Origin of the sequence: Actinophytocola algeriensis (assembly GCF_014203735.1) — a bacterium.
Lineage (GTDB): Bacteria > Actinomycetota > Actinomycetes > Mycobacteriales > Pseudonocardiaceae > Actinophytocola > Actinophytocola algeriensis.
Map to the genome: position 1 here is coordinate 1108449 of NZ_JACHJQ010000002.1, position 13943 is coordinate 1122391.

Genomic DNA, 13943 nt, shown 5'->3' on the forward strand with positions numbered 1-13943 from the left:
AACGGCCCACACCGGTCGGGCTCTGTCGATGCGTCTGGCGCGGTGGTTACCCGGTGCAGTTGGGCACGGCGGGGACACTGCCGACGCAGTTGTTCGGGGTGTTGGCGGTGATGGGTGAGTTGGTGGTGGTCATGGTGCCGCCCTGGCGGTAGACGCCGCCGGAGTTGCCCACGGCCGGCAGGGCGTGGTTGTTGGTGACGGCGGTCTGGGTGAGCGTGGTGGCGGTGGAGTTGACCGCGGAGATGCCGCCGCCCCGGCCGGCGCTGTTGCCGGTGATGAACAGGGGGCTGCCGGTGACTCCGGTGACCGTGAGCGTGCCGCGCAGGCCGTTGTAGATGGCGCCGCCGTCGCCGAGCAGGGTGAGGTTGCCCGACAGTGGGCTGTTGGTGAACGTCGCGGCCGGTGCGGTGCCGCTCGGGGTGTCGGCGTTGGCGAGGCCGCCGCCGTTGCCCGACGCGGTGTTGCCGGTCAGGGTGCTACCGGTGAGGGTGACCGCGCCGCGGTTGAGGATGCCGCCCCCGTCACCGAGCACGTTGCCGCGGGTGAACGCGACCCCGGTGGTGAGGGTGAGGCGGCCGGTCGGGCCGACCTCGGCGATCCGGAACAGCCCGAGCCCCAGCGGTGAGGCGTTGGTGACGGTGGCCGGGCCGATCATCGCGATCGGGGTGGTGATCACCGGCAGAGCGTTGGACGGGCCCCCGTGGCTGGTGGTCATGCCATACGTACAACCACCCGCCAGGACGAGGGTGTCCGAGGTCGGGGTGGAGTTGGCCAGGTTCACCGCCGCCACCAGAGCGTTCTCACCGCACGCCACCGGAATGGTGATGGCCTGCGCCGCCGGGGCGGCCACGATCAAGCCCCCGGCTGCGATAGCGGCCCCGAACAGGGCCTGAGCGATGGTAAATATACGTCGCATGATTACTTCAATTCCTGGAACAGGATAGAGGAGACCCACCTCGGCGCGATACGCCGGCGGGAGATAAACGCGGACGGGCGTACACACAATTCAACCCGATTGGCCAACGGGTCGCGTGCAATTCATCCACGCAAAAAAATACCTCGGCTCGTGATCTGCGTTCCGCAATCGCGGGCAGGTCAGGCATCCGAGGTCTGGGGTAACAAACAACAGCCTATCGCTTCGCCCAGATGACCGACACCCCAGCCCCCCAAATGGAGTCGCGAAATATCGGGCACGAACTCCGATCGGCGTCCATCCGGAATTACCGTGCTTCGTGCCGGCCGCGCGAACTCCTCCACCGCGCACGCGACGCCCCGGATGCCGTATCCGAGGCGTCGTCTCAGTGCCTGTTCCTGGTCCGGTCAGTCCGGAGGTGAGGTCGCGAGCTTGACCACCAGGCGCCCTGTCGTCGTTCTCGTCGTCAGCGGTCGGCCTGCCGCAGTGGTGCGCCGACGGCGTGGAGGTGTTGCAGCACGTACCCGTAGGTCCGCAGCCATCCGCACTGCGAGTACTCGATGTCCTTTCGCGCACAGAAGGCGCGGACGATCGGTTGGGCGAGACGCAGGTTCGGCCGGGGCATGCTGGGGAAGAGGTGGTGTTCCACCTGGTAGTTGAGCGCGCCGATGGCGAAGTCGACCCACCTGCCACCGCGGACGTTCCGGGAGGTGAGCACCTGCCTGCGGAGGAAGTCGATCCTCTGGCCGGGCGCGATGGTGGGCATGCCTTTGTGCCCGGGGGCGAACGAACATCCCATGTAGACACCCCAGAGACACTGGTGCACCAGGATGAAAGCCACCGCCGTGAGCGGCGAGAGGACGAGGAAGACCGCAGAGAGGTAAGCGGCGAAGTGTGCCACCAACAGCACCATCTCCACCCTGCGCGACCTCAGGTCCCTGCGCCACAACGCTTTCACGCTGGACACGTGCAGGCTGAAGCCTTCGAGCAGCAGGAGGGGAAAGAAGAAGAAGGCCTGGTACTTGGCCATCCAGCGGAAGAACCCGCGTCTCTCCCGCGCTTGTTCCTCGGTGAAGGCGATCGCCGGGATGTGGATGTCGGGGTCGTCGTCCTCGTGGTTGGGGCTGACGTGGTGGCGGGTGTGCTGCGACATCCAGGACGCGTAGCTGAGACCGACCATCCCGCCGTGCCAGAAACCGACGACGTCGTTCGCCCGCCCACTGCGGAAGATCTGTTTGTGCCCGGCGTCGTGTCCGATGAACGACAGCTGGGCGAACATCACGGCGAAGAACAGGGCGAGGAACAGCTGCCACCACGAGTCACCGACGTGAAAGAAAGCCACCCAGCCACCCGCGAAGGCGAGGACGTTGAGGGTGATCTTCACGGCGTAGTAGCCGTGACGTCTGCGGAGCAGACCGGCCTTCCTGACCAGTTGGGACAGTTCGCCGTAGTCCCGGCTGCCGACCGGCGCCGTGGACGAGGCAACGAGAGACGTCATGTGCGCCACCGCTTTCTTGGTGCGTCGAGCCGCACCGGGGACTGGGGTGGCCTTGTGCCGCGGGCGACGCCCGCTGCTCTATCCACCGTCGCACGTTGCTTGATCGGCGACCCACCGCGGAGGGGAGTTCAGCGGGTCGGCTCGGGAATGTGGTCGATGGCGTAGACGACCTGCACGGCGAGCTCGCGGGCGACGTCGTCGGCGAGCGTCGAGTTCTTCGCGAGGACGTCCTGTACGAAGGAGACCCGTCGCTCGTAGCGGGAGACGTACGTGATGTCTGTCATGGTGTTGTCCTTGTGTCAGCCGCGCTCCTCGCGAACCACGAAGTGGCGCCGCGTGAGGCGGAGGAGGTTTCGGAGCGGTGCGGAAGGGTCTGGGCGCACCGTACGAGGGTCTGCCCGGAACCGGCACCTCGAACGCGGGTGTCATCGGCCCCGATGCCTTGATCCTACGCCCGCTGACCACCGATGTGCTGATAATCGGCTGTGAGTCTTCGCGGGATTCGTCACCACCGACGTCAGGCAGGCAGGGCCATCAGTCGATCGACGGCACGGTGAAGGTCAGCGAGTCCAGCAGGTGGCCGTCGGCGTCGCGAAGCTCCACCCGCACCTGCCTCCCGGCAGGTACACCGAGTTCCGCCGGGCGCCGTTCACATCGCGGCGTCAGCCGGAAGACGCCGGTGGGCTCCTCCAACAGAAGTTGGTCGTCAGTGGTTCGGTACGACGCGGTTCGCTGCATGAGCAGCTCCGTCCTGTGTGTCGTGGTGGATGGAGTCACAGCGGACTGTCCACTTGGTCGGGAGACGGTCACTTGACCTCGACTCTGGTCACGAACTGACATCATCCACCGCGGTGAAAGTGCCGTACTGCCTGGTGACTGAATCGACCGTGATCACGGGCCGAGTTCCTGCCACGACGTCGTCGACTCGGAGATCGCCGACCACCAGGGTCCGAGCGACACCCTAACCCTACGCCTGGAACGCGGACACGTCGCGACGCACACCTTGAACAACAAGCCAAGTGCGTGTTTTGAGGAGGATCCGCCTTGATCGGGTGGGCCGCGGGTGCGTGTCAGCCCAGTGCTTTTCGCAGCAGCGCCGTCAACTGGTCCTGTTCGTCGGGTGAGAGTCGTCCGACCGCCGTGCGGGCGAAGGTGAAGGCTGTCGCGAACCGGTGGTTGACCTCATCTCCCCGGGGGGTTCGGGCGACGAGTCGTGCGCGGCGGTCCCGGGGGTTCGGTTCGCGGGTCACGAGACCGAGCGCTTCGAGCCGGGCGACGATCTGGGTGATGTTGGAGGCATCGCAGCCGAGCTCCTCGGCCAAGGCGCCCATGCCGCGTCGCTCGTCGAGTCGCCCGAGCACACATGCCTGCGCCGGGCTGAGCGACAGCTCGGCCGCGGCCGTCTCGTAGGCGCGGTCGTACACGTCGACCAGGTCGAACAAGGCAGCCTCGGTCTCGGACGAGGTGGCTACGGGTCTGTTCGGCAGCGCCATACTCCCAGCTTAGAGCAGTTACTTGATTGGCTCAAATAGCTGTGGTCCAATAATGCTTGAGCCACTCAAGTAAACAAGGAGATTCGATGGACAGCAGAGTCGAGGGCGCGGCGGGCGGCGCGATCGTGGTGCCGCGGATGAAGGCGGTGGCCCTTGACCGGTTCGGCGGAGTCGACGAACTCTCGCTGCGCCGGCTACCGCTCCCGGAGGTCGGCGACGACGACGTCCTCATCCAGGTGGAGTTCGCAGGGGTCGCGTCCTGGGACGCGGTCGAGCGGAAGGGGGACTACGACGGCGTTTTCGGTCCTTCGGTCTTCCCCTACGTCCTCGGCTGGGACGCGGCGGGCACGGTGGCCGCGAAGGGACGCGACGTCACCCGGTTCGACCTGGGTGAGCGCGTCTACGCCACGACGATACCGGCGCCGCGCGGCGGTTTCTACGCCGAGTACGCCGTCGTGGAGGCGGAGTTCGTCGCGCGCGTGCCCGACCGGCTGCCGACCGAACAGGCCGGCGCGATGGCGTGGGATGCCCTGACCGCACTGAGCGGTCTCGACCTGCTCGGTCTACGACCGGACGAAACGCTCATGGTCTTCGGGGCCAGCGGGGGCATCGGGCACCAGGCCGTGCAGCTGGCGCGGCACAGCGGCATCCGAGTGCTGGCCGTGGCCTCCGGTGACGACGGTGTCGCCCTGGCCAGGCGGCTGGGCGCCGACGCCGTCATCGACGGCCGCAAAGACGATGTGCCGGCCGCGGCCTTCGAGTTCGCGCCAGGCGGGCTCGACGGGGCTCTGGTCACCGTCGGAGGCGAGATCGCCGAACGGGCTCTTCGCGCGATCAAGAGCTCGGGACGGATCGCCTGCCCGAGCGGTCTGCTGCCCGCGCCTGTGACGTCGCCGGGCGCGACGATGTCCTACTACGACGGGGATCGAAGCCCCACCGCCACCGATCGGCTGAACGCGATCATCGAGGCGAGCTCCTTCGAGGTCCACGTCGCCCGGACCTTCCCGATGGAGCGGATCAAGGATGCGCATCGCGCTCTGAACGATCACTATGTCGGGAAGCTGGCCCTCGAGGTCGGGTAGGACGCGACAACCGCCGAGCATCGCCACGACCGGGAGGGGTGGCTTGGTGGTGCTCGTGACGACGTGCCGGAAACGTTCGAGGGTGTCAGCCCCGAGGCACCCAGTTGCTCGGCAAGCGCACCGGGTGATGTCGGCGACGACCGATTCCTTCTCGGGCGCCGCCCGGTCTATACGTCATGAGCGGCCGTTCAGGAAGGAACACATCGTTGATCGGGAAGGCTGAGGTAGGAGCGAAGGACGACGAGTTCGCGCGGGAAGCGGAGCCGTACCGCCGCGGCCTGCTGGCGCACTGCTACCGCGTGCTCGGTTCGTGGGACGAGGCGGAGGACGCCCTGCAGGAGACCTACCTGCGGGCGTGGCGCGCCTACGCCAGGCTCGAGCAGAAGGATCTGCTGCGGAACTGGCTTTATCGCATCGCCACCAACACCTGCCTGTCCACTCTCGACCGACGCGGCCGTCGGGCGGTGCCCTCGGGTCTCGGCGCGCCGAGCACCAACCCGGCCATCGATCCACCCGCCCCCGACCGGGATGCCTCGTGGATACAACCGATCGCGGATGGGGTCGTGGCGGGCTCGCACAACGACCCCGCGGAAATCGTGACCTCCCGGGACAGCGTCAGGCTCGCACTCATCGCAAGCCTGCAGCACCTGCCCGCCCGGCAACGGGCCGTTCTCATCCTGCGTGACGTCCTGGCATTCCCCGCGTCGGAGGTGGCGACGATGCTCAACACCAGCACCGTCGCGGTGAAGAGTGCTCTTCAGCGGGCCCGGGCGCGCTTGGCGGAGGTCGCCCCCGTCAAGGAGGAGCTGCTGGAACCCGATGACCCGCGTGCACGCGAGCTGCTCGCGCAGTACATGGCGGGCTTCTCGAACGCCGACACCCAGGCGCTCGAGAAGGCGCTGCGAACCGACGCCGCGCTGGAGATGGTCCCGTCCGGGATCTGGTTCGCCGGCAAGGCGACGTGCATGCCGTTCCTCAGCCGCGCAGTGGGTGTTCGGGGCACCTGGAAGATGCTCCCGACGACAGCCAACGGCCAACCCGCGGCGGCGGCCTACCTGCTCGGCGACGACGGACGTCATCATGCCTACGGCATCGGCGTGCTTGCCACGACCGCGACCGGGATCGCCCGGATCTTCGCCTTCGGCGAGGCGGCCCTGGTGGAACGGTTCGGGTTCCCGGCCGTCATCTCCTAGCCGATCCGGTCACGCCGCGAGCAGGGCTCATACACAGCGGTGGTTCCTTGCCCGCAGAACGCCGCTCTGAGTTGCGGAGGTCGTGTCTGTGCGGCAGGACCCCAGCGATTCCTTGTGAGCCGCCGACCAGTCATAGGTAGGACGGCGTGATCCGCAGAAGGAGACCATGAGATGGCGAGCAAGAACGACTGGCTGACAGAGCACTACCGGATGGTGAACGCGGCATTCGCCCAGAACCCGCCCATCTCGCTGGAAGAGTCCCGCGATCTCAACGAGCACTGGGGCGATGCGACCACCGAGCCCGGCGGTGTCGACTACGTCGAGGTCGACGCCGGTGGCGTGCCGGCCATGTGGGCGACGCCGAAGGGCAGCGCGGCGGACCGGGTGCTTCTCAGCCTGCACGGTGGCGGATTCATCGGCGGCTCGATGTACACCCACCGCAAGATGTTCGCCCACATCGCCAAAATGGCGGGCGCGCGGGCGCTGATCGTCGACTACCGACTGACGCCGGAACACCAGCATCCCGCCCAGGTGAACGACACCACGGCGGCCTACAGCTGGCTGCTCGACCAGGGGATCAGCGCCGAGCACATCGCGGTCACCGGTGACTCGGCCGGTGGCGGGCTCAGCATCCTGACCATGCTGCACGCCCGCGACCGGGGCCTGCCGGTCGCCGCCGCCGTCATGCCGCTCTCGCCGTGGTTCGACATCGAGAACGGTGGCGAGACCCGCACGACCAACGTGATGACGGACTCCATCTTCGGCGGCGAGACGCCGATGAACCTGGGCTTCCTCTCGCAGATCCTGTTGGGAGAGCACGGCGACCCGACCGACCCGGCCATCAACGCGCTCTACGCCGACCTCTCCGGCCTGCCTCCGGTGTACATCCAGGCAAGCGGCACCGAGATGATTCTCGATGACGGTCTCAGACTGGCCGCGCTCGCGGAGAAGGAGGGCGTGGAGGTCAAGGTCGAGATCTTCGACGGCCAGGAGCACACCTGGCAGATGGGGGCCGGCCGGTCACCAGCCGCCGACGAGGCGATCAGGAAGCTGGCCGAGTGGGTGCGCCCCAGGCTCGGTCTTGACTGACGTCGCACCCCGAGAACCCCGGGTGCCCGTCCTCGACGCCGTGGACGGGCACCCGGGACCACCTACAAAGAACGGCTCCCTCATCCCGAGACGCTGCGCGAGCTCGTCGTCGAGGCGCGACCGGTGGACGAGGCAGAACGCGCCGGGCGCTGCCAGCCGGGCCAGGTCCCGGCTGAGGGTCAGCCCACCATGGCCAGACCCAGTTCGGCGAGCTGCCTTTCCGTCAGCGGCAGTGTCGGCCGTCCGGCGCCGACCCGGTGCGGGTGCCCGGGATCCTCCCGGTTGGTGGCGAAGTCCGGACTGCCGAAGTTCCGCACCGACAGCGAGTACAGCTGCCCGTCCGGCAGGTAGATCCGCAGGGTCTGGTTCAGCGACGCGAACGGATCGCTCGGCGCCACGTCGTAGATCTGCAACACCGTCCCGTCCGCCAGCACGTGCCGTTTCGGCGCCTGACAGTTGTACATGTCGTACGCCTGGTCGTCCGCCGCGGTTAGTGGATCACCGGTGAACCGGCCGAAGGAGAACCTCACGCTGCCGGTGCCCCCGGTGTCGGACACGTCGACGTCGTAGGTGAACGTGTGGCCAGTGTTCGGCCTGGTGGACGGCAGCTTCGTCTCGCCAAGCAGGCCCACCGTCGCGTCATCGGCCACGGCGGCCAGAGCCTGCCAGACCTGTTGTTGCAGCGCCGACAGGTCGGCGCGGACGCTGTCCAGGTCACGGTCGGTGAGGTCGGGGATCTCGCACCTGGGCACTGGCTCGGTCGGCCGGCCGGCTGGTGGTGGTGCGGTCGGCGCCGGAGTCCATGTGGTGTGCGGGGAGTGCGCCGGCAGGTCGGCCCGCGGCCACGGCGCTTCGGTCGGGGACATCCCGGTCGAGGTCGTCCCGGTCGCGGCGACGTTCTGACCGTCGGAGGGCAGGGCTCCCGCGCTGACGACCACCGTGGCCACACCGGCGACGACTGCGGCCGCCGCCGCCAGCGCAGCGCCGAACTGTTGGCGCCGACGCCGCCGCCGGCCACGGGCGACCGCGTCGGCCAGCCCGCCGCGGGGCCTTGGCGGGGTCCGTTGCGCCAGTTCGGCCCGCAACGCGGCCCCGAGGTCATCCTCATCCCACATCTCGCACGCTCCGCTCCGGTGTGTCGGCGTCGCGGTACGCCGCCCGCAACGCCTGTATCCCTCGTGACAGTTGACTTTTGACGGTGCCCGCCGAGCACCGCAGCACCTGCGCGACCTGCTCGACGGGCAGGTCGTGGACGATGCGCAGCACGAGCGTGGCCCGTTGCCTCGGTGGCACGTCCTGTAGTGCCGCCAGCAGCGACTGCTGCTCGTCGACGCGTGCCAGGTCCCTCGAGTGGTCCGACCGCTCGGGCGTCTCGGCGACCAGGTGTTCCTTCGCGCGGCCCCGCCGCCTGGCGTCGAGGAAGAGCCGGACGAGGGTGGTGCGCAGGTAGCCGTCCGCGTTGCCGCCGGCCACGCGTGACCATTTCGGGTACAGCCGGACGAAGCTTCCCTGGGCCAGTTCCTCCGCCTCGACCCAGTCACCGCACAGCGCGTACGCGGTGCGCAGCGCCCCGTCAAACCGCGCCGCGTAGAAGTCGGCGAAGTCTTCATCTGAACCGGCCACCGGCATCCTTCCGCAGATCTTGGACGGGATAAGAACGCAGTCGGCCCATGGGAGGTTGCACGCGCCATGGCTTCGCCCGTCCCGGCGAGGGTGTACGCCGCTACGCCTCGGCGCCTACCGGAGTTGCTAAGCTGGTTGACGGTCCTCCATGCCCGTTCCCACACGGCTTGTCGCCGTTCTGCGCCCGGACGCGATCAGCGGATCCCAACTGATCGGCGCCGCGATCACAGCTCTGGTCTGGGCGAACTCGCTCTGGTCCGGCTCCTAGGAGGCTCTACGCTCGTTCACAGTCGGCCCTGCCGTGCTCCACCTGGATCCCCGCGCGCACCTCAACCCGCAGCTCAGCTGGGCCGACATCACGAGAATCGGCGTCCTCGGCGATCGGCTTCACCGTCTCATCGAGCGCCGGCGTGACCAGACGGCGAGAGCCACCACTCCGGGACCGCGCCGGTAGACGGTGCACGGTTTACGTGCATCCCGGTTGATCAGCGAGCCACGTCGTCGCGGCGGCCACGTCCGCACCAGTGCGGGGGGACGCCGGCACGTCCGGTTCGATCGGTGTTCCGTATCGGCGTCCGGTCCGGTCGGCCATGGTCGCGACGGTGAGTACCAGTATGGCGCCATCGGAGAGCTCGTACGGCTCGTTGGCGGTGGATAATCCGGCGGTGCGCAGGCCGAAGGTGCGCACTCTGTCCAGTCCGAGGAACGACACGAGCGTTCCTTCCCCGGCGCTTCCCGTGTACTGGGACGTGAGCACGGCGACCGGCGGTGCCGGCCTGGTCAGTCGCACCGGGTTCGTGCCCACCACCTGCCCGCCCAGCACCACGTCGTCGCCACGGATCTCCCAGTGCACGCTACGGCCGTCCGGTCCAACGAACGACCCGAGTCGTCCGTCACCGAGCAGTGGCGCGAGGACCGTCAGCATCGGCCACATGTTCCCGCCCTCATCTGCTCTCAGATCGACCAGCCACCCGCACGGTGCTGCCGCGTCCAGTGTCCGGACCGCCGCCTGCCCCGCCGACACATACCGCTCTTCACCAGCCTGATCCGCCTGGATACCGGGGATCGTGATCTGTGCGAACCGGCCGTACAGCAGTTCCCCTTCCGGTACGGGAATCCGGGCCGCAGGCGGTGGCACGGCTTCGCCCGGCGGGATCAACCTGGTGTGGCGATTGCCGATCGTGGCGATCGCGCCACGGATCGCGCTGTAGGTGTCCGCCGGTTCGCTGGCGTCCCGCGCCATCTCGAACGCGTCGCCGCGGATCTTCCGCCAGTCCACGGTGTACCGGTCCAACGCCTTGTCCTGCAACAGGGTCAGCGCGCTTTCGAGGTAGTCGTAGGCGGCATGGGACATCGGTACACCGCGGGCGGTCGCGTCACCACCAACCCCCAGCAGCAGCACGACCACTGCGAGAGCGCCAACCATCCTTCGCATACCGCTACCTTGCCATCACCTGGCATCGTGACACGCCCATCGACGTGCTCCTTCGGGTTCGACCACCTCTGCCGCGGTCAACGCCGGGAGGGTGTCCCGTGGGCAATGACTAGATCTAGCCCATCCGTGGGACGCGATCTATCCGTGGGAGCCGATCGACGACCCCGGTTGCCTTGCCAAAGGGCACCTTCCTCCCCATGCCGTCATGGGGGGAAGATGCCCTTCGCCGCGTCAGGTCAGTGCGTAGGCGCGGATGATGGTGTGTTTGGCGGTGTTCCCGGCCGGGTCGTCGATCGATGCCCGCAGGGACACGAACTCCGCGTTCCCGGGGTGCTCGACCGTGATCCACGTCCGGCCGTGCTTGTTGTGCACCGGCACCTGCTGCCAGGTCGTCCCGTCGTCGAAGGACACCTCGACGGCCGCGGTGTTCACCCGGCCCGGTTCCTGGACGCCGTTGCGCTGCACATCGACCGGAATCCGCAACGACTCGCCTGCCGGTGCGGAGTTGTGGTCGTCCAGCTTCGGTGCGAACCGCACCGCCAGGAGTGGCAGTGCCGCACTGTCTTCGACGTGACCGGACCGGAAGGTCCATTCGGCGGTGACCGAAGTGGACAACCGGGCGTACTCGCTCCGGTCGACGTTGACGCGCATCGTGTACTCACGCGTCTCCGGCGGCAGCTCGGCGATCAAGGACCCGTAATAGGAGGTCTCGGCGATGACCTCGCCGTCGGTGAGCAGCTGCATCGAGCCGCGTTCGCCGGTCGGGCTTGCCCACCGGGTCAACGACTGGTCCCCCACCATCGGTGGCTGTGCCGCGACCACGTCACCGGTTCGTTCGGCGACCTCACCCGGATTTTCCGTGAAGTACGGGAAGGAAGGCCCGTATGGACCGGCATTCCACCGTTCCCTGGTGACCGTTCCCTTCCGGTACACCTTGCCCTCCCGTTCGCTGAGGAGCAACGCGAACAGGGTGTCGTCCTTCCGTAATTCCGCGAACCAGTCGAACCACGGGACGTCCGGGGTGTAGTACTCGGTCAGCGTGAACGGCAGTTCGGTTTGGACCATCCCGCGTTCCCCGAACGCACCGGGGGTGTCGGCCGCGAAGGTGGACAGGACCTTCGCGAGATCCCGGTCGGCGTAGCGCCGTGTCAGGTCGGCCGGCACGCGCCCGGTGTCCGTCCACTGGATGTTGTACCGGTACGGGCTGTTCCGGTAGCCACCGCCGCCATCGGGTTCGGCGAGCTCGGCGCGCACCGTCATCGCGAAGTCCGCGCCCGCGGTGGTGGTCGACGGGCGCGTCGAGTAGCCGTGGTTGAAGTACCTGGGCTGCCACGCATAGGTGCCCGAGCCCCATGCCACCTTGCGCTCGTACTTCAGGTACACCGCGCCTTCGTCGGCGTCCGGGTCGGCCACCTTGACGTCGACCTGCTCGGTCTCGCGGGCGTCGAACACGAACTCCATGTCCCGGTCGATCACCAGGTTCGGTTCCTGGAAGTCGGCGAACAGCGGCCGCAACTCGTCGTCGGTTTCGCTGTACACCGTGGTGTCGAGGTAGTACGTGCCCTTCGGCACCCGGATGGTGCCGCCACCCGGTGCACCGCCGTGCGTGTAGGTGCGGGGGTTCACCACGTCGACGAGCGCGGTTCCGTAGCGCTGCGCGGGATTCCCGTGGTGGTCGATGAACCGCACGGTCAGGTCGTAGCTCTCGGGCTCCTTGGCCACGGTCAGCGGCGTCGTCACCGCCCGCCCGCCGCTGGTGGCGGTGATCGTGCCGGTGTACCGGCCGTCCGGAGTGTCCACAGTGGTGTCGATCGTGACCGTCACCCTGGCGGTGCCGTCGGCGGGCACCGTGACCTGTGCCGGTTCCACGGTGACCATCTCCGCTGGTGCGGCACCTTCCGGTCCGGTCATCGCGGCCGCGAGGTCCAGGGTCACGGCGTCGGGGCCGGAGTTCGCGTAGGTCAGGGTCTTGACGGCAGGCTCGTCGTCGTGGTGCGGCCACTTGGCGAGCCCGTAGCTCAGGCCGGCGGGGACACTCACCACGGTGCTGCCCACCGCGGCGGCGACGTCGACGCGCCCGGTGCCCTGTTCGAACAGCGACAGGTCCGGGTTGGGTCGGGCGCTGCCCATCAGCGTTGCCTTGAGTCGCACCGGGTCCCAGTCCGGGTGCTGCGCCGCCAGGATCGCGGCGGCGCCCGCGACGTGCGGGGTGGCCATCGACGTTCCGGACAGCGACATGTAGCCCTCGCCGACCGGCTCACCGAGGGTGCTGCCCTCCGCTCGTGCCGCCACGATGCCCACGCCGGGCGCGGTGATCTCCGGCTTGATCGCACCGTCCCCGGCGCGTGGGCCGCGGTTGGAGAACTCGGCCAGCCGATCGAAGCCGTCGACCGCGCCGACGGCCAACGCGGCGTCCGCCGACGCCGGACTGCTCACCGCCTCGTCGAGCCCGTCGTTGCCCGCGGCCGCCACGAACAGCGTCCCGGTCTCCTCGGTGAGCCGGTTCACCGCCGCCGACAACGGGTCCGTGCCGTCGGTCGGGACGTTGCCCAGGCTCAGGTTGACGACGTCGGCGCCGCTGGTCGCGGCCCATTCCATACCGGCGATGATCCACGACTCGTAGCCGTAGCCGTTGTCGTCGAGCACCTTGCCGTTGAGCAGCTTGGCGTCCGGCGCGACGCCCCGGTACGTGTCCCCGGAGCCGGTGATGATCGACGCGAGGTGTGTGCCGTGACCGTGCACGTCGCCAGGGCCCTCGCTGCGCTCCTCGGCGAAGTTCTGCTCGGCGACGACGGCGTCCGACAGGTCCGGGTGCGTGGTGTCGATGCCGGTGTCCAGCACCGCGACCGTCGCTCCCGCGCCCGTGAACCCGCCTGCCCACGCCTCCGGCGCGCCGATCTGCCGGACGCTCTCGTCCAACGACGCGCGTACGGGAGCATCCAGCCACACCCGGTCCACCGACCCGCGCGCGTTCTTCCAGAACGTAGGACTCTTGTCGGCGCGCACGGCGGCCGCGTCGATACCGGGCAGGTCGTCGACGGTCTTCGCGCCTGCCACTCTGGCGCGGGTCTTGTCCTTGAAGCCCACGATCAGCGGCAGGTCACCGCGCCGCGTGTCGTCGTAGCCTGCCTCGACCAGCCCGGTCACGTCGAACAGCCGCCCGTCGAGCTTGCCGGACAGGACATCAGCCGCCACGTCCACCGGCAGCACGTGCACGTCGCCGTCCGGTTCGATCCTGGTCTTGAAGCTGACCCGCTCCCGCCCCGGCGCGGGCCGGACCCGCACCCGCTCCGGACCGCCCATGGTCACGATGTCGCCGGTCAACAACGTGACCGTGTGGATGTCCGGCGTCCCTGCACCCGGAGTCCGTTGCTGCGCCTCGGTCTCCGGGTGCAGGGCCAGCACCGTGCTCGCGGCCACCGCCGCCCCGGTCAGTACGGCGGCGGCACGCTGCCGGCCGGCTCTCCTACGAAACATCTGCCCTCCACGGTCGCCGGTGGTCTGAACACCACCTGTCGGCCGTTAGTACTCCGCGAGGGCCGATTTGGTTGGCCGGGTTCAGTGCCCGGTCGATGGCGCGACCGGATGCCCGGGGCGTGGCCGGACGCGGCTGCCTC

General features: G+C 68.5%; 12 protein-coding genes. 3 read left to right on the forward strand and 9 right to left on the reverse strand.

From position 1 onward, the window contains the following. Positions 1-46: 46 nt before the first annotated feature. From FHR82_RS11290 to FHR82_RS11310, 5 genes are all read right to left on the reverse strand, one after another. A complete protein-coding gene (locus FHR82_RS11290) occupies positions 47-850 on the reverse strand; it encodes a hypothetical protein (RefSeq protein ID WP_184810209.1) in 804 nt (267 codons plus the stop codon). A 529-nt stretch (positions 851-1379) separates the two neighbouring features. Further along, entirely contained in the window at positions 1380-2411 is a 1032-nt protein-coding gene (locus FHR82_RS11295) for a fatty acid desaturase family protein (protein WP_184810210.1), read from the reverse strand. 128 nt (positions 2412-2539) lie between these two features. Then, a complete protein-coding gene (locus FHR82_RS11300; RefSeq protein WP_184810511.1) occupies positions 2540-2695 on the reverse strand; it encodes a DUF6307 family protein in 156 nt (51 codons plus the stop codon). A 250-nt stretch (positions 2696-2945) separates the two neighbouring features. Next, complete coding sequence (locus FHR82_RS11305; RefSeq protein WP_184810211.1) at positions 2946-3104, reverse strand: hypothetical protein; 159 nt, start codon at positions 3102-3104, stop codon at positions 2946-2948. 377 nt (positions 3105-3481) lie between these two features. Next, positions 3482-3904, reverse strand: coding sequence for a MarR family winged helix-turn-helix transcriptional regulator (locus FHR82_RS11310; protein WP_184810212.1), 423 nt, complete (start codon positions 3902-3904; stop codon positions 3482-3484). A gap of 137 nt (positions 3905-4041) precedes the next feature. Between FHR82_RS11310 and FHR82_RS11315 the strand changes: the two genes are divergently transcribed. From FHR82_RS11315 to FHR82_RS11325, 3 genes are all read left to right on the forward strand, one after another. Next, positions 4042-4986: a quinone oxidoreductase family protein gene (locus FHR82_RS11315; protein WP_184810213.1), complete on the forward strand. Its 945-nt coding sequence runs from the start codon at positions 4042-4044 to the stop codon at positions 4984-4986. A gap of 206 nt (positions 4987-5192) precedes the next feature. Then, on the forward strand, positions 5193-6179 hold the full coding sequence (locus FHR82_RS11320) for an RNA polymerase subunit sigma-70 (RefSeq protein WP_225943775.1): 987 nt from the start codon (positions 5193-5195) through the stop codon (positions 6177-6179). Positions 6180-6350: 171 nt separating this feature from the next. Next, positions 6351-7268 (forward strand): alpha/beta hydrolase, encoded by a 918-nt coding sequence (locus FHR82_RS11325; protein WP_184810215.1) that lies wholly within the window; start codon positions 6351-6353, stop codon positions 7266-7268. Between the two features lie 179 nt (positions 7269-7447). On the opposite strand, the gene FHR82_RS11330 is transcribed toward FHR82_RS11325, so the two are convergent. The 4 genes from FHR82_RS11330 to FHR82_RS11345 all read right to left on the reverse strand — a co-directional run bounded on the left by FHR82_RS11330 (position 7448) and on the right by FHR82_RS11345 (position 13803). Continuing rightward, the gene (locus tag FHR82_RS11330; protein WP_184810216.1) at positions 7448-8383 is read right to left on the reverse strand and encodes a hypothetical protein; all 936 of its coding nucleotides are present in this window, start codon (positions 8381-8383) and stop codon (positions 7448-7450) included. Beyond that, positions 8373-8891 carry a SigE family RNA polymerase sigma factor gene (locus tag FHR82_RS11335; RefSeq protein WP_311771014.1) on the reverse strand — a complete coding sequence of 173 codons (519 nt, stop codon included), beginning with the start codon at positions 8889-8891 and terminating at the stop codon, positions 8373-8375. The genes FHR82_RS11330 and FHR82_RS11335 overlap by 11 nt, the downstream gene beginning before the upstream one ends. Positions 8892-9357: 466 nt before the next feature. Continuing rightward, the gene (locus FHR82_RS11340) at positions 9358-10326 is read right to left on the reverse strand and encodes a S41 family peptidase (RefSeq protein WP_184810218.1); all 969 of its coding nucleotides are present in this window, start codon (positions 10324-10326) and stop codon (positions 9358-9360) included. Between the two features lie 231 nt (positions 10327-10557). Beyond that, complete coding sequence (locus FHR82_RS11345) at positions 10558-13803, reverse strand: S8 family peptidase (protein WP_184810219.1); 3246 nt, start codon at positions 13801-13803, stop codon at positions 10558-10560. Positions 13804-13943: the final 140 nt, after the last annotated feature.